This window comes from Pseudomonas sp. AC239 (assembly GCF_979258545.1).
Window position 1 is genome coordinate 1,915,997 of sequence record NZ_OZ409864.1, and the last position, 15,452, is coordinate 1,931,448.

Sequence of the window (15,452 nt, forward strand, 5' to 3'; positions counted from 1 at the left end):
CTAAGGTCTCGAAAGTCTTGTTCTCATCAGCAGGGGAGCGAACCAGCTGACCGACTGCGTCAGCACGAACACGCCGAATACTGCGATCGGCGCCAGTGGCTTCACACCTGCAAACACCAGTGCAAACAGCACTGCCGTCAAAATAAGTTTGCCTGCCTCGCCGGCATAAAAAGACCGGACGATGGACTGGGCTGCTCGGGCGCCGGAAAACCGAAATGCCCTGTGAGCGAAATAAACATTGGGCAGCAAGGCTATCAGGCCTCCGCAAAGTCCCGAGTATCCGGCAACGACTCCATGCCATTGCCAGAGCGCCAAAGCGGCAATGAGCAAAACGACAAATTGAGCCATCAACACCGGAAAAACCGCCAGGCGATGGAAAGGCAAGCGGTTTGGCGTGCGGGTTTCCATCACAGTTGCTCTCCAATGGTCGGCTGCCGAAATTCAATAACTTGGCATAATTTGTGCCGACAAAATGCGCGCAGAGTATAGGGGCGGTTCTGCCCCTATTCAACTGTCAGGTAGTGATTTCCGACTGCGCGCTACATGAGGAAATGTTTCAGCGGATGTGTGCGAGCACACCTTGAAGCTCATCGAGCGAGTTATACCCAATCACCAATTGGCCTTTGCCCTTCTTGCCATGGCGAATCTGCACCGCAGAGCCTAGGCGCTCGGCCAAACGCTGCTCGAGGCGAGCGATGTCCGGATCGGGTTTTGCGGCTTCAACCGGCTCCGGTTTGCCACTCAACCACTGACGAACCAGTGCCTCGGTTTGGCGCACGGTCAGTCCTCGTGCGACAACATGTCGCGCCCCTTCGACCTGCTGATTGTCCGGCAGACCGAGCAAGGCACGTGCGTGACCCATTTCCAGGTCACCGTGCGACAGCATGGTCTTGATCACTTCCGGAAGCGCAATAAGTCGCAACAGGTTAGCCACAGTCACACGTGACTTACCCACAGCCTCGGCAACCTGCTGCTGGGTCAGCTGGAATTCCTGCTGCAAGCGCTGCAAAGCCACTGCTTCTTCGATCGGATTGAGGTCTTCACGCTGGATATTCTCGATCAGCGCAATCGCAATGGCGGTTTCATCCGGCACATCGCGGACCATCGCCGGAATGGTTTCCTGCCCGGCCTGCTGACTGGCGCGCCAGCGGCGCTCACCGGCAATGATCTCAAAGCGACCGCCGCCAATCGGGCGTACCACGATCGGCTGCATCACGCCCTGAGCCTTGATCGACTGCGCCAGCTCTTCCAGGGCCTGCGGGTCCATGTCGCGGCGCGGCTGATATTTGCCACGCTGCAGCAGATCCAGCGGCAGGTGCTGCAATTCGCGTGTGTCAGCCTGCGCGGCTTGTTCTTCCAGCGCGCTGACCGTCGGACCACTCAGCAGTGCATCCAGTCCACGTCCGAGACCTCGTTTCTTGACGGCCATGGGGATTCCTTAAGTTGGCTGAGCGGCAGCAATGCGTGAATTTTTGCGTTGACGACGAACCATCTCGCCCGCCAGAGCCAGATAGGCCAGGGCACCACGCGATTGCTTGTCGTAAGCAAGCGCCGGCATGCCGTAGCTCGGTGCTTCGGCCAGGCGGATGTTGCGCGGGATCACCGTGTCGTACAACTGATCGCCGAAGTGTTCCTTGAGCTGCGCCGAAACATCGTTCATCAGGCTCAGGCGCGGGTCGTACATGGTGCGCAGCAAGCCTTCGACTTTCAGGTTCGGATTGAGCAGCTCGGCGATGCGCTTGATGTTATCCACAAGGTCGCTCAAACCTTCCAGAGCGAAGTATTCGCACTGCATGGGGATAATCACCCCGTCAGCGGCGACCAATGCGTTGAGCGTAAGCATCGACAGCGACGGCGGGCAGTCGATCAGAATGTAATCGTAGTTGTCACGGATCGGCGCCAGCGCGCTGCGCAGACGGCTTTCCTTCATCTGCATTTCCAGCAGCACGACTTCAGCTGCGGTGAGATCGCGGTTGGCCGGCAGCAGCTGATAACCGCCGTGCTCGGAGAAATGCATGGCCTGGCCCAGGTCGCATTCACCGATCAGCAGATCGTAGACCGAGTTTTCCAGACCATGTTTATCCACACCGCTACCCATGGTGGCGTTGCCCTGTGGATCGAGATCGATCAACAGCACCCGGCGCTTGGTCGCGACCAGGGATGCTGCGAGGTTGATGCAGGTGGTGGTTTTGCCCACACCACCCTTCTGGTTCGCTATCGCGAATACCTTAGCCATTCTTGCTTGTGTTCCCAATCATGCCGTGCGGCGCAGTATCAGCAGATGGCGTTGGCCTTGGCAACCGGGGACGGCCAGGGCGTGTTCGCTATCGAGTTTGAAATCTGCCGGCAATGCTACCAGCTCATCGGCCGGATGAACGCCCTTCATTGCCAGCCAGCGTGTATCGGCATCGCCCAAGTGGCGAGTCCAGTTGGTGAAGTTTTCCATGCTGCTGAAGGCCCGGGAAATGATCCCGTTGAATGGCTGCTCAGGCTGGAACGCTTCGACGCGACTGTGGATAACCTGCAAGTTATCCAGCTTCAGTTCGAGCTTGACCTGGGTCAGGAAGCGGGTTTTCTTGCCGTTGCTGTCCAGACAGGTCACTTGCGAGTCCGGATACAGGATCGCCAGCGGGATACCAGGCATGCCACCGCCACTGCCGACATCGAGCCAGCGACCGTTTTCGATGAACGACATCACGCTGAGACTATCGAGCAAGTGCCGCGAAACCATTTCGTCCGGATCGCGCACGGCGGTCAGGTTGTAAGCCTGATTCCATTTGATCAACAGGGCCAGATAACCCAGCAGCAATTCGTGCTGAGTTTCTGTGAGATTGACACCGAGCTCGCGGGCTCCTGTGGATAACTCTTCGGCGTGTTGCGAAGTGACCTTGGCACTCAAGCGCTTTGCTCCAACTGACGGCCCGCGCCGCGTTTTTTCAAATGAATCATCAACAGCGAAATCGCTGCCGGGGTAACGCCCGGAATGCGCGAGGCTTGGCCCAGGCTCTCGGGACGTGTGGCGCCGAGCTTGCTCTGGATCTCCTTGGAGAGACCGGAAATGTTGGTGTAATCGATATCCACAGGCAGTTTCGTGTCTTCGCTGGCGCGCAGACGGGCGATTTCGTCCTGTTGACGGTCGATGTAACCGGCGTACTTGGTCTTGATCTCAACCTGCTCGGCGACCTGTGGATCTTCGGCGCCCTGCCCGGTTACTTCGACCAGACCGGCGTAATCGATTTCCGGACGGCTCAACAGGTTGAGCAAATTGTATTCGTGGGTCAGCGGCGTGCCGAATTTCTCGGCAATCGCATCGCCCTGCTGGGTATTGGGGCGAACCCAGGTGCTTTTCAGGCGCTGTTCTTCGAGTTCAATGCTTTCGCGTTTCTTGCAGAAGGCCGCCCAGCGCGCGTCATCGACCAGACCAAGCTCGCGACCTTTTTCGGTCAGACGCAGGTCGGCGTTGTCCTCGCGCAGAATCAGGCGGTACTCGGCCCGCGACGTGAACATGCGGTACGGCTCTTGGGTACCGAGGGTGATCAGGTCGTCGACCAGAACGCCGATGTACGCTTCATCGCGGCGCGGACACCAGGCTTCTTTGCCCTTCGCGCGCAGTGCGGCGTTGGCCCCGGCGAGCAGACCTTGCGCACCCGCTTCTTCGTAGCCGGTGGTGCCGTTGATCTGCCCGGCGAAGAACAGACCGCCAATGACTTTGGTTTCCAGGCTGTACTTCAGATCGCGGGGATCGAAGTAGTCGTACTCGATCGCATAACCCGGACGCACGATGTGTGCGTTTTCCATGCCGCGGATCGATTGCACGATCTGCAATTGCACGTCGAACGGCAGGCTTGTAGATATCCCGTTCGGATACAGCTCATGGGTGGTCAAACCTTCCGGTTCGATGAACACCTGATGGCTTTCCTTGTCGGCAAAGCGGTGGATCTTGTCTTCGATCGATGGGCAATAACGCGGGCCGATGCCTTCGATTTCACCGGCAGCGGAATACATCGGCGAACGATCGAGGTTCGCCGCGATGATTTCGTGGGTGCGGGCATTGGTATGGGTGATCCAGCAGCTGACCTGACGCGGATGCTGTTCTTTGTTGCCCATGAACGACATCACCGGAATCGGCGTATCGCCCGGTTGCTCGGTCATTACCGAGAAATCCACAGATTTGCCATCAATGCGCGGCGGTGTACCGGTTTTCAAACGCCCGACACGCAATGGCAACTCACGCAGACGGTGGGCCAGAGCAATCGACGGTGGATCACCGGCGCGACCGCCGGAAAAATTCTGCAAACCGATGTGGATAAGTCCGCCGAGGAAGGTACCGGTGGTCAACACCACGGAATCGGCGAAGAAACGCAGACCCATCTGTGTAATCACACCACGGACTTGCTCCTGCTCGACGATCAGGTCGTCAGCAGCTTGTTGAAATATCCACAGGTTCGGCTGGTTTTCCAGGATTTCGCGGACAGCGGCTTTGTAAAGAATCCGGTCGGCTTGCGCACGGGTCGCCCGTACGGCCGGACCCTTGCGGCTGTTCAACACGCGAAACTGGATGCCGCCCTTATCGGTAGCCATGGCCATCGCGCCGCCGAGGGCGTCGATTTCCTTGACCAGGTGGCTTTTGCCGATGCCACCGATGGCCGGGTTACAACTCATGGCACCGAGGGTTTCCACGTTATGCGTCAGCAACAGGGTTTTTGCCCCCATGCGTGCTGACGCCAGTGCTGCCTCGGTACCGGCATGACCGCCGCCGATGACGATCACTTCAAAACGGGAAGGGAAATCCACCACGCACCTCGTGCCTGCTTAAGTAGGTCATTCAGGAAATAGTTGAGCTCAGGTTTCTGGACCTGGTCGGCAAGTATAGGGACTTCGCCCTTTCTAAAGAACCCTTTGCACAAAATTTAACCAGCTGTGGAGAACTCGAGGTTAAAAGAATAAAAAAGAGAGAAATTTATAAAACCTTTGTTTTTATGTTTATTCTTAGTGAGCACCGTTTCTGTGGATAGATCGCCACAAGCCTTATTTAACAAGCTGTACAGAGGTTTAAAACTCTGTGCTCATGTGGCAATGAGGTCCTTGGATAACCGCTGTAAGCCTGTGGATGAAAGGGTAGGTTATCCACAGAGGGGTTTATATCCAGTTTTCAAGCCCGTTTATCAACTGACCTCATTGGCAGTTATTCACAGGGCTTAACCCACAGAAAATCGCCAACATGGTTTTCCCGGACACAAGAAAAGCGCCAGCGAAGGGATCGGTGACGGTTGGCAAGCCAAGGGCAGAAAATGAAAAGGCTATTGTGAGAGGACGTTACAGAGGCTAATAATAGCCATTATCATTAACTCGCCAGTTTCTCCCATGCCCCTACCCGCCCACACAGCTGCGATCGAGCAAATCTACGAGCAACATCATTCGTGGCTATATGGCTGGCTCAAGGGCAAACTGCACAACGCCTGCGATGCAGCCGATGTGGCGCATGACACGTTTTTGCGAGTTCTGGCGGCGCGCAATGCAGCTCATATTCGTGAGCCAAGGGATTACCTGACGACCATTGCGCGCGGCTTGGTCATCGATCGTTATATGCGGAGGGCGATTGAAAGCGCTTATCTGCAAGCCCTCGCAGCTCGGCCGCAAGCGACAATCGTCAGCGAAGAAGACAGAGCGCTGATCATTGAAACCCTGGTTGCTGTGGATAAAGCGTTGACCGGGCTGGGCACGCGGACACGGCAGATCTTCATGCTTTCGCAAGTCGACGGACTGACTTATCAACAGATCGCCGTGCAATTGAGGGTCTCGCTGACCACTGTGAAAAAACACATGATCCGCGCCCTGACTGAATGCGCCCTGATCATGGCGCAACCATGATGGCCGCCGCTGCAGACCGTCAGGTATTCGAGACTGCCGCCAGTTGGTACGTGCAGTTTCAATCCCAGCCACCGAGCCTTGCCGAACAAAAGGCCTGGCAGCTGTGGATAGACAGCGATCCGGCGCATCTGGCGGCGTGGAACCAGATGGAACAATTGCAGCGCCACCTCGGTACGCTGCCGCAGGATCTGAAACGACGTGCGCTCAATAGCGGCCAACAACGACGCCAGGTACTCAAACTGCTACTGCTTGCAGCGGGAACAGGTTTCGTTGGCTGGAACGTTCAACGACACATATCCCTCGGCAACGTCTGGGCCGACTATAAAACCGGTGTAGGCCAACGTCGCACCATCAGCCTGGCCGATGGTAGCCAGATCCAGCTCAACACCAACTCGGCCATTGATGTCTCTTTCGACGCAGCACAACGCCTGATCCAACTGCGTGCCGGTGAAATCCTCGTCCAAACCGGCAAGCTTGGCGATCAGCGGCCGTTCTATGTGCAAACCCGTGACGGGCGGATACAAGCATTGGGCACCCGGTTCTCGGTGCATCAGATGCCGAACTCAACCCGGGTCGGCGTGCTGGAGGATCGAGTCAGTGTCCAACCTGCGCACTCATCCACCGCTGCGCAAATCCTGAAAGCAGGCGAAGGCGCGGATTTCGACAGTCGGCATATCGGCCTCAGTCGTCCCTTCCAGTCATCAGAAGTGGCCTGGATCAACGGCCAATTGATCGTCCTGAATGCGCGCTTGGGCGATGTCATCGCAGAATTGGGTCGCTATCGCAGCGGTGTATTGCACTGTGATCGACGCGCTCGGGATCTGCGGGTCTCCGGGACTTTCCGGCTCGATTCGACCGACGCAGTGCTGGCCAACCTTAAGGCTTCGTTGCCGATCAATGTCCGCTATTTCAGTCGTTACTGGGTGTCGATCAGCCACAGCGTTTGATCAAAAAAAGCCTGGGGAAAAATAATCGCACAGAGGGTTATCTTTTTTCGCCCTGACCCGGCCCTACAGGTAATCGCGATCAACGCGGCTCTTCGCCACCTTCAGGGTTAACCCACACATGCGTCTTCCCACGTTCCGTCAGCGCTTTTCTCCACACTGCATTGCATACAGCTTATTAATGGCCAGCGCTGCGTCTTGTCTGGTGATCAGCAACAGCGCCTTCGCGGCGTCGACATCCCAGCGCTTCGCCATTGCCGCCGGCCCGCTGGATAGTGCCTTGAGCCAGTTCGCCGCTGCCGCGAATGTAATTCTGTCGTTCTCGCCGCAGCAGACCAGCCGCTTGCGCAGTGCCGGGCTGAACGGCGACTTCAGCGTCGAACAAGGTTTCGCTCGATTGCTGCAAGGCTCGGGTTTACAGGCAGTGCCACAAGCACCCGGCAGTTTCATTCTGCAGAACGTGCCCAACGGTGACTCCCTGGAACTGGCGCCGACCAACATCAACGCGCAGTTGGCCAATCCAATGGATCTGGATTACGCCGCCGACGTCGGTTACAAGGCGCAAAACAGCCGGATCGGTACGAAAACCAGTACCCCGCTGTCGGAAACACCGCGTTCGGTGTCAGTGGTAACCGGGCAACGCATCAAGGATCAGAAATCCCAGACACTCACCGACGTCCTCGGCTATGTACCGGGGATCTTCGCCCCACCGTTCGCCGCCGGCGACAGTCTGGCGGGGGACTTGTTCTATATCCGCGGCTTCAACGCCACCGATTACGGCTACGGTCTGCTCCGAGATGGACTGCGCGTGCAGGGCAATCGCTATGACACCAGCACCGAGCCGTACGGACTTGAACGGGTCGAGGTATTCCGTGGCCCTTCTTCGCTGCTGTATGGTGAAAATGCGCCGGGCGGTCTGGTCAATCTGGTCAGTAAGCGTCCGACTGCCGCGCCTCAGGGCGAAGTGCAGCTGGGCTATGGCTCGAACAATCGCCGGCAAATCGGCGTCGACGTCTCCGGCCCGCTCAATGACAGCGGCAACGTTCTCGGACGCGTGGTGATGCTGGGGCGCAAATCCGATACCCAGACCGATCACGTGCCTGACGACCGCATTTATATCGCCCCTTCGCTGTCCCTGAATTTCGACGACTTCAATACGCTGACACTGCTGGCCAACTACCAGAAAGACCACACCAACATGGAGCTCGGTCTGCCGGCCGCCGGCACGTTGCTGAGCAATCCCAACGGGAAATTGTCCAAAGGCACCATGCTCGGCGACCCGGACTGGAATACTTTCGAACGGGAAACCTGGAGCACCGGTTACGAGTTCAGCCACTCGTTCAACGATGACTGGCAGTTCCGCCAGAACTCGCGCTACATGCAGTCGCGCATCACCCGCCACGAAACCTGGCCGGGCAATCTGAACAATGCCGGCTTCGGCACGCGGTTGAACATGACCGCCTATGATCGCTTCAACAAATCCATGGTGTATTCGCTGGATAACCAGCTCGAAGGCAAGTTCCAGGCGGGCGAGCTGGAAAACACCGTGCTGTTTGGCGCCAGCTACGATCGCACCTCGTTCAACCAGGACTGGAATGCCGGCATTGTCGGGCCAATCGACATCTACAACCCGGTCTACCTGCGTGATCCGACGACGCCAATTGCTGTGCAGAACACGTTGCTCGAGCAGCAGATGAAAGGCGTTTATGCACAGATCCAGAGCAAATACGACCATTGGCTATTCCTGCTCGGCGGACGTCAAGACTGGGTCGACAGCGACTTCCGCGACAAAGTGGCGCGAGGCAGCAACATCAGCTCCGAGGACAGGAAGTTTACCTATCAGGGCGGCGTGATGTATCAGTTCGACAACGGCATGACGCCGTATGTCAGCTATTCCACGGCGTTCGTGCCGGTGCAGCAGATTTCCAATGCTGGCGCACCGCTTGATCCGATTACCAGCAGCCAGTACGAAGTGGGCTTGAAGTACGAACCGATCGGCTGGGACACCGCGTTCACCGCTTCGGTGTATGACCTGCGCAAGAAGGACGACACCTATTTCGACGCAACCACGTCGACCTATCGCCAAGTGGGTGAAAGCCGCGCCAAGGGTGTGGAGTTGGAACTCAACAGCAATCTGACGCAGAACCTCAATGTCACGGCGGCCTATACCTACACCGACGCGAAGATCACCAAGGATGCAGCGACATCGCTGGTTAAAGGCCATCAAATGACCGGCGTGCCACGTAATCAGGCCTCGGTCTGGGCGAAATATCGCTTCCTCGACAGTGATCTGAAAGGCTTGTATGTGGCCGGTGGCGTACGCTATTTCGACAGTGCGTTTGCCTACACCTCGCCTTCTCTGTACGGAAAGCTGGATGCTGGCGACGTCACATTGATCGACGCGGCTGTTGGATATCAGATCGATACACACTGGAGTGTCGATCTGAATGCGAAGAACCTGTTCGACAAGGAATATGTATCGGGCTGCAACGACGCAGGCCGCTGCTATTGGGGCGAGGATCGTACTTTGCTCGGTACGGTGTCCTATAACTGGTGAATAAAAAAAGGGCTGTGGATGAATTATCCACAGCCCTTTTCTATTTGCCGATGCAGAAGCTGGAGAAAATCCTTCCGAGCAAATCATCAGAGCTGAACGCCCCGGTAATTTCACCCAGGGAATGCTGAGCCTGGCGCAAATCCTCGGCGAGCAACTCGCCAGCCCCGGCCAGGGTGAGTTGCGCGCGGCCATGTTCCAGTGCCGCGCTGGCTTGGCGCAGTGCTTCCAGGTGCCGGCGACGTGCGCTGAAACTGCTCTCCGACGTCTGCTCGTAACCCATGCACGCCTTGAGGTGATCACGCAGCAGGTCGAGGCCTTCGGCAGACTTGGCGCTGAGACTGATGGTCACGTGGCCGTCGTCACTGGTTTCCAGAGCAATCGCTTCGCCGGACAGATCGGCTTTGTTGCGGATCAGGGTGACTTTCGTCGGATCCGGCCGAGACTCGAGGAATTCCGGCCACAAGGCAAAAGGATCCAGTGCCTCTGGTGCGGTCGCATCGACTACCAATAGAACCCGATCCGCTTCACCGATGGCTTTCAAGGCCCGTTCCACACCGATCTTTTCCACATGATCATCGGTGTCACGCAGTCCCGCAGTATCGACGACGTGCAACGGCATGCCGTCGATGTGTATATGTTCGCGCAGGATATCCCGCGTGGTGCCAGCAATCTCGGTAACGATGGCGGCCTCACGACCGGCCAAAGCATTCAACAGGCTGGATTTTCCGGCATTCGGCCGACCAGCGATGACGACGGTCATGCCATCACGCAATAACGCACCCTGTCCCGCTTCGCGGAGCACTGTGGATAACTCATCGCGTACTTTGTCGAGCATGCTTAATACGTGGCCGTCGGCGAGAAAATCGATTTCCTCTTCCGGGAAGTCGATGGCGGCTTCGACGTAGATACGCAAGCCGATCAGTTGCTCGGTCAGGTTATGCACACGCTGGGAAAACGCACCCTGCAATGAACGCAGCGCATTGCGCGCAGCCTGGGCAGAACTGGCTTCGATCAAGTCGGCGATTGCCTCGGCCTGGGCCAGATCGAGTTTGTCATTGAGGAAGGCGCGCTCGCTGAATTCACCCGGACGGGCAAGACGGCAGCCCAGTTCCAGACAGCGTTTGAGCAACATGTCCAGCACGATCGGGCCGCCGTGGCCTTGGAGTTCCAGCACGTCTTCGCCTGTGAAAGAGTTCGGCCCCGGAAAATACAAAGCCAGACCTTCATCCAGCACCTGCCGGTCGTCACTGAAAAACGGCCCGTAATGGGCGTAACGCGGTTTCAGTTCTCGGCCGCTGATGGCTTTTGCCGCCACGCTGGCCAACGGCCCCGAAATACGGACGATGCCCACACCGCCGCGCCCTTGAGCGGTGGCGACGGCGGCGATGGTTTCACGGGGTGTGCTCATAAAGCGGCATCCAGACAAAAGTGGCAGATAGCAAAACGCCCCACTAGGGGGCGTTTTGAGTGGTGTTATCCACAGTGCAAGTTACGCCTCGGCTTTTTTCGTTGCCGCTTCGATCTTACGCGTGATGTACCACTGTTGTGCAATCGACAGACAGTTGTTCACAACCCAGTACAGTACCAGACCCGCCGGGAACCACAGGAAGAAGAAGGTGAAAATGATTGGCATCATTTTCATGACCTTCGCCTGCATCGGATCCGGAGGCGTCGGGTTCAGCTGCTGCTGGATGAACATGGTTGCACCCATGATGATCGGCAGAATGAAGAACGGATCCTTGATCGACAGGTCAGTGATCCACAGCATGAACGGCGCCTGACGCATTTCCACGCTTTCCAGCAGAACCCAGTACAGCGACAGGAAGACCGGCATCTGCACGAGGATCGGCAAGCAGCCGCCCAGTGGATTGATCTTCTCTTTCTTGTACAGCTCCATCATGGCCTGCGACATTTTCTGCCGGTCATCGCCATGTTGCTCTTTCAGCGCAGCCAGTTTCGGTGCCACGGCACGCATGCGCGCCATCGATTTGTAGCTGGCTGCCGACAGCGGGAAGAAGATCCCTTTGATCAGCATGGTCAGGAAAATGATCGACCAGCCCCAGTTACCGACGATGGCGTGGATATGTTGCAGCAGCCAGAAGATCGGCTGGGCAATGAACCACAGAATGCCGTAGTCGACGGTCAGTTCCAGACCTGGGGACAACTCTTTCAGTACAGCCTGGCTTTTCGGACCGGCGTACAGCACAGCGCTGGTTTCAACTTTTGCACCTGGAGCAGCGGTCAGAGTAGGACCGGTGTAACCGATGATGTAGTTGCCTTTGCTGTCCTTACGGGTCTGGACGATGTTGTTTTCGCCCTTGGCCGGGATCCACGCGGTCACGAAGTAGTGCTGCAGCCAGGCTACCCAGCCACCGGTGACAGTTTCCTTGAGCTGCGCCTTGTCCATGTCCTTCATCGACACTTTCTTGTACGGCTCGGAACTTGTCCACAGGGCAGCGCCCAGGTAAGTCGCGGTGCCAGTAGCCGTGGTCGACGACGGATCAGCACTGGCGTCTCGCTTCAACTGGGCAAACATTGCGCCGTTCCAGGGCTGAGCGCTCTGGTTATCCACAATGTAGGAGACGGCAACGTCATACAGGCCACGTTTCACGGTGAAACGCTTGATGTAATTCACGCCGTCCTTGCTGAATTTCAGGTCAACGACGAGTTGATCCTGACCGTCAGCCAGTTGGTAAACCTTCTTCTCCGAGGAATAAACCGGACGACCGGCCGGGTTTGCGTCCGGACCGTTGGTACCGATCAGACCGCTTTGCGCCAGATACACACGTTCGCCGCCGTTATCGAACAGCTGGAACGGAACGTCAGGACGGTCCTGACGGCGTGGATACAGAGGCAGAGTCAGTTGCGCAACGTCGCCACCTTGTGGATCGATCGCCAGATCGAGCACATCGGTCTTGACCTGAATCAGGTCCTTGCTGGCAGCAACCGGCGTTTCCGCTGGTGCACTGGTATCGCTGGCGGCGCGCGGAATATCGTCACTGGCGGCAGTATTTGTGCCAGTGGCGGTGTCCGGCAAACCGGATGTAGTCGTACTGGAAGCAACATTCTGAGTCGGCAGGGCAGCCTGGCCATAATCCTGGTTCCATTTAAGAACCATGACGTAGGACACGATTGCCAGGGCGACGATCAGGATCGTGCGTTTGATATCCATGATTACTCGGCCATCGAAGAAGAACGGGAGGTAGGGACAGGTGGAACCGGGTCATAACCACCGGGATTCCACGGATGACAGCGACCTAAACGACGAAAGGTCAGCCAGCCACCGCGCAGAAGGCCATGATTTTCAATGGCTTCATACGCGTAGCAGGAACAACTGGGGTAGAAGCGACAGTGGCTGGCCATTAGAGGACTAATGGCATAGCGATAAAACTGGATCGGAACGAGGGCCAGTTTACGCATCGGTACTGTCTACCCCTACAGTTTCGGTTTTGACTGCCGGAACGGGCTTGTTGCGTGCCAGACGCTTCCAGAGCTTGCCGAAATGCTGAATCAATTCGGGGTTTTCTACATCACCCAAACCTTTGCGCGCGACGATAACGATGTCCCAGCCGACCAGTGAATCCTGGTGCAGACGGAACGATTCGCGCATCAGACGTTTGAGGCGATTGCGTTCAACGGAGAGCTTTACACTCTTTTTCCCGATAACCAGCCCTAGACGGGGGTGATCAAGATCGTTGTCGCGTGCAAGGAGCAGGAGGTTTTTCCCCGGAACCTTGCCGGTAGGGGAGTCAAAGACTGCCTTGAAATGCCGGGGGGTAAGCAGACGCTTTTCCCGACTGAAGTCCTGACTCACCTCCAGTACCGGATTATCAAACTGCCAGACGCGCACGACCTTTGGCGCGACGACGCGACAGGACTGCGCGGCCGTTCTTGGTAGCCATGCGAGCACGGAAACCGTGGGTACGAGCGCGTTTGATAGTGCTTGGTTGGAAAGTACGTTTCATGTCGTGTTACCTGGTTCGTCCACAACGGGCCGGAATGGCCCCCGTTTTAAGAGACCGGGGATTCTAGAGAAAGCAAGCCCTCAGGTCAATTTCCAACCAGCGTTTCCTTATAAATAGATCGAGGCAGGGTTTGCGCTCGAAGGCCTGTCAGCCAGATATAAAAATAAAGAAGGGAATTATTTAAAGCTTTTCTGTAAAGCTTGTAAAAGCTAGACACACGGTCTTCTGTGGATAACTGCTATCAGGCCTTATTCTGTGCGGTGTACAGAGAATGACAACTACAGTGGAAAACCGTGTTCAGCCTGTGCTGTACTGTCGGATAAGCTGTGCGTGGAATGGGTTGTTATCCACAGGCTGGTTATCCACCGAGTTTAGCCCCTACTTGTCCAGTGCCCTCATAGGTGTTTATCCACAGGGCTTATTCACATGCCGTTGGTCGCCTTTTAATGCTTTAACGCATTGATAAATGATGGTGAGGGACCTACCTGCATGTGGATAAGTGAACCGCTCGCCGCTACAATGGCCGCTTGTTTTTGCCTCACCGGCTTTCAACTTAGGGGATATCCGTGTCAGTGGAACTTTGGCAGCAGTGCGTAGAGCTTTTGCGCGAAGAGCTGCCTGCCCAACAATTCAACACCTGGATCCGTCCACTACAGGTCGAAGCCGAAGGCGACGAGTTGCGCGTCTACGCACCCAATCGTTTCGTGCTGGACTGGGTCAACGAAAAGTATCTGGGCCGCGTCCTCGAATTGCTCGATGAACATGGCAATGGCTCGACGCCGTCGCTGTCCTTGTTAATAGGCAGCAAACGCAGCTCGGCACCTCGTGCCGCACCCAATGCACCACTGGCGGCCGCGCAGGTTGCTCAGGCGCAGGCCAACAACGCGCCGTCAAGCAACCCGGCACCAGCACCCGCGCCTGCTCCGGCCAAGCGTTCCACGCAGAAAACCGCTGAAGTCAGTGAAGAGCCTTCCCGCGACAGCTTCGACCCGATGGCCGGTGCCGCCTCGCAGCAGGCGCCGGTTCGCGCCGAACAGCGCACCGTGCAGGTAGAAGGTGCGCTCAAGCACACCAGCTATCTCAACCGCACGTTCACCTTCGAGAATTTTGTTGAAGGTAAATCCAACCAGCTCGCCCGTGCGGCGGCCTGGCAGGTGGCGGACAATCCCAAGCACGGTTACAACCCGCTCTTCCTTTATGGTGGCGTCGGCTTGGGTAAAACCCACTTGATGCACGCAGTGGGCAACCATCTATTAAAGAAGAATCCGAATGCCAAGGTCGTGTACCTGCATTCCGAGCGTTTCGTGGCCGACATGGTCAAGGCGCTGCAACTGAACGCGATCAATGAATTCAAGCGTTTCTATCGTTCGGTGGACGCCTTGCTGATCGACGATATTCAGTTCTTCGCCCGCAAGGAGCGCTCCCAGGAAGAGTTTTTCCACACCTTCAACGCTCTGCTTGAAGGTGGCCAGCAGGTCATTCTCACCAGTGACCGCTACCCGAAAGAAATCGAAGGCCTTGAAGAACGCCTCAAATCCCGCTTCGGCTGGGGCTTGACCGTTGCCGTCGAGCCGCCTGAGCTGGAAACCCGTGTGGCGATTCTGATGAAGAAGGCCGATCAGGCCAAAGTCGAGCTGCCCCATGACGCCGCGTTCTTCATTGCCCAGCGCATCCGCTCGAACGTCCGCGAACTGGAAGGCGCGCTGAAACGCGTGATCGCCCACTCGCACTTCATGGGCCGCGACATCACCATCGAGCTGATTCGCGAATCCCTGAAAGACTTGTTGGCGTTGCAGGACAAACTGGTCTCTGTGGATAACATTCAGCGAACTGTCGCCGAATACTACAAGATCAAGATCTCCGATCTGCTGTCCAAGCGCCGTTCGCGCTCGGTAGCACGTCCGCGTCAGGTGGCCATGGCGTTGTCCAAGGAACTTACCAACCACAGCCTGCCGGAAATCGGCGATGTGTTTGGCGGCCGCGACCACACTACGGTGCTGCACGCTTGCCGCAAGATCAATGAACTTAAGGAATCCGACGCGGACATCCGCGAGGACTACAAGAACCTGCTGCGTACACTGACCACTTGATGAACACCAGCGCAGCTTATTAAGG

Annotated in this window: 14 protein-coding genes; 4 read left to right on the plus strand and 10 right to left on the minus strand. The window is 56.9% G+C overall.

The window, feature by feature from the left end:
• The 5 genes from ACZ0AZ_RS08905 to mnmG form a co-directional block, all read right to left on the minus strand.
• On the minus strand, window positions 1-408 hold the full coding sequence (locus ACZ0AZ_RS08905; RefSeq protein ID WP_008064605.1) for a F0F1 ATP synthase subunit I: 408 nt from the start codon (window positions 406-408) through the stop codon (window positions 1-3).
• Between the two features lie 148 nt (window positions 409-556).
• Window positions 557-1,429 carry a ParB/RepB/Spo0J family partition protein gene (locus ACZ0AZ_RS08910; RefSeq protein WP_007960777.1) on the minus strand — a complete coding sequence of 291 codons (873 nt, stop codon included), beginning with the start codon at window positions 1,427-1,429 and terminating at the stop codon, window positions 557-559.
• Between the two features lie 9 nt (window positions 1,430-1,438).
• Window positions 1,439-2,236 (minus strand): ParA family protein, encoded by a 798-nt coding sequence (locus ACZ0AZ_RS08915; RefSeq protein WP_016772400.1) that lies wholly within the window; start codon window positions 2,234-2,236, stop codon window positions 1,439-1,441.
• Window positions 2,237-2,254: 18 nt separating this feature from the next.
• A complete protein-coding gene (gene rsmG / locus ACZ0AZ_RS08920) occupies window positions 2,255-2,899 on the minus strand; it encodes a 16S rRNA (guanine(527)-N(7))-methyltransferase RsmG (protein ID WP_463537231.1) in 645 nt (214 codons plus the stop codon).
• On the minus strand, window positions 2,896-4,794 hold the full coding sequence (gene mnmG, locus ACZ0AZ_RS08925) for a tRNA uridine-5-carboxymethylaminomethyl(34) synthesis enzyme MnmG (protein WP_463537232.1): 1,899 nt from the start codon (window positions 4,792-4,794) through the stop codon (window positions 2,896-2,898). The genes rsmG and mnmG overlap by 4 nt, the downstream gene beginning before the upstream one ends.
• A 570-nt stretch (window positions 4,795-5,364) precedes the next feature.
• Here mnmG and ACZ0AZ_RS08930 point away from each other — a divergent pair.
• The 3 genes from ACZ0AZ_RS08930 to ACZ0AZ_RS08940 all read left to right on the plus strand — a co-directional run bounded on the left by ACZ0AZ_RS08930 (window position 5,365) and on the right by ACZ0AZ_RS08940 (window position 9,372).
• Complete coding sequence (locus tag ACZ0AZ_RS08930) at window positions 5,365-5,871, plus strand: sigma-70 family RNA polymerase sigma factor (RefSeq protein ID WP_463537233.1); 507 nt, start codon at window positions 5,365-5,367, stop codon at window positions 5,869-5,871.
• A complete protein-coding gene (locus ACZ0AZ_RS08935; RefSeq protein WP_463537234.1) occupies window positions 5,871-6,818 on the plus strand; it encodes a FecR domain-containing protein in 948 nt (315 codons plus the stop codon). Before ACZ0AZ_RS08930 ends, ACZ0AZ_RS08935 begins: the two co-directional genes overlap by 1 nt.
• A gap of 118 nt (window positions 6,819-6,936) precedes the next feature.
• Window positions 6,937-9,372: a TonB-dependent siderophore receptor gene (locus tag ACZ0AZ_RS08940; protein ID WP_129998019.1), complete on the plus strand. Its 2,436-nt coding sequence runs from the start codon at window positions 6,937-6,939 to the stop codon at window positions 9,370-9,372.
• 40 nt (window positions 9,373-9,412) lie between these two features.
• On the opposite strand, the gene mnmE is transcribed toward ACZ0AZ_RS08940, so the two are convergent.
• The 5 genes from mnmE to rpmH form a co-directional block, all read right to left on the minus strand.
• Complete coding sequence (mnmE, locus tag ACZ0AZ_RS08945) at window positions 9,413-10,780, minus strand: tRNA uridine-5-carboxymethylaminomethyl(34) synthesis GTPase MnmE (RefSeq protein WP_463537235.1); 1,368 nt, start codon at window positions 10,778-10,780, stop codon at window positions 9,413-9,415.
• 81 nt (window positions 10,781-10,861) lie between these two features.
• Window positions 10,862-12,544, minus strand: coding sequence for a membrane protein insertase YidC (gene yidC, locus ACZ0AZ_RS08950; RefSeq protein WP_129998021.1), 1,683 nt, complete (start codon window positions 12,542-12,544; stop codon window positions 10,862-10,864).
• A gap of 2 nt (window positions 12,545-12,546) precedes the next feature.
• On the minus strand, window positions 12,547-12,792 hold the full coding sequence (gene yidD, locus ACZ0AZ_RS08955; protein WP_027901580.1) for a membrane protein insertion efficiency factor YidD: 246 nt from the start codon (window positions 12,790-12,792) through the stop codon (window positions 12,547-12,549).
• The gene (gene rnpA / locus ACZ0AZ_RS08960) at window positions 12,785-13,186 is read right to left on the minus strand and encodes a ribonuclease P protein component (RefSeq protein WP_039757776.1); all 402 of its coding nucleotides are present in this window, start codon (window positions 13,184-13,186) and stop codon (window positions 12,785-12,787) included. The genes yidD and rnpA overlap by 8 nt, the downstream gene beginning before the upstream one ends.
• 16 nt (window positions 13,187-13,202) lie before the next feature.
• Complete coding sequence (gene rpmH, locus ACZ0AZ_RS08965; protein WP_003213577.1) at window positions 13,203-13,337, minus strand: 50S ribosomal protein L34; 135 nt, start codon at window positions 13,335-13,337, stop codon at window positions 13,203-13,205.
• Between the two features lie 566 nt (window positions 13,338-13,903).
• Here rpmH and dnaA point away from each other — a divergent pair.
• Window positions 13,904-15,427: a chromosomal replication initiator protein DnaA gene (dnaA, locus tag ACZ0AZ_RS08970; RefSeq protein WP_310402825.1), complete on the plus strand. Its 1,524-nt coding sequence runs from the start codon at window positions 13,904-13,906 to the stop codon at window positions 15,425-15,427.
• Window positions 15,428-15,452 lie beyond the last annotated feature (25 nt).

Excerpts from the sequence above, each read along its gene's own strand:
- yidD (WP_027901580.1), bottom strand. The coding sequence starts at position 12,792 with ATGCGTAAACTGGCCCTCGTTCCGATCCAGTTTTATCGCTATGCCATT.
- ACZ0AZ_RS08910 (WP_007960777.1), bottom strand. The coding sequence starts at position 1,429 with ATGGCCGTCAAGAAACGAGGTCTCGGACGTGGACTGGATGCACTGCTG.
- ACZ0AZ_RS08930 (WP_463537233.1), top strand. The coding sequence starts at position 5,365 with ATGCCCCTACCCGCCCACACAGCTGCGATCGAGCAAATCTACGAGCAA.
- ACZ0AZ_RS08905 (WP_008064605.1), bottom strand. The coding sequence starts at position 408 with ATGGAAACCCGCACGCCAAACCGCTTGCCTTTCCATCGCCTGGCGGTT.
- mnmE (WP_463537235.1), bottom strand. The coding sequence starts at position 10,780 with ATGAGCACACCCCGTGAAACCATCGCCGCCGTCGCCACCGCTCAAGGG.
- ACZ0AZ_RS08940 (WP_129998019.1), top strand. The coding sequence starts at position 6,937 with ATGCGTCTTCCCACGTTCCGTCAGCGCTTTTCTCCACACTGCATTGCA.
- rpmH (WP_003213577.1), bottom strand. The coding sequence starts at position 13,337 with ATGAAACGTACTTTCCAACCAAGCACTATCAAACGCGCTCGTACCCAC.
- ACZ0AZ_RS08935 (WP_463537234.1), top strand. The coding sequence starts at position 5,871 with ATGGCCGCCGCTGCAGACCGTCAGGTATTCGAGACTGCCGCCAGTTGG.
- ACZ0AZ_RS08915 (WP_016772400.1), bottom strand. The coding sequence starts at position 2,236 with ATGGCTAAGGTATTCGCGATAGCGAACCAGAAGGGTGGTGTGGGCAAA.
- yidC (WP_129998021.1), bottom strand. The coding sequence starts at position 12,544 with ATGGATATCAAACGCACGATCCTGATCGTCGCCCTGGCAATCGTGTCC.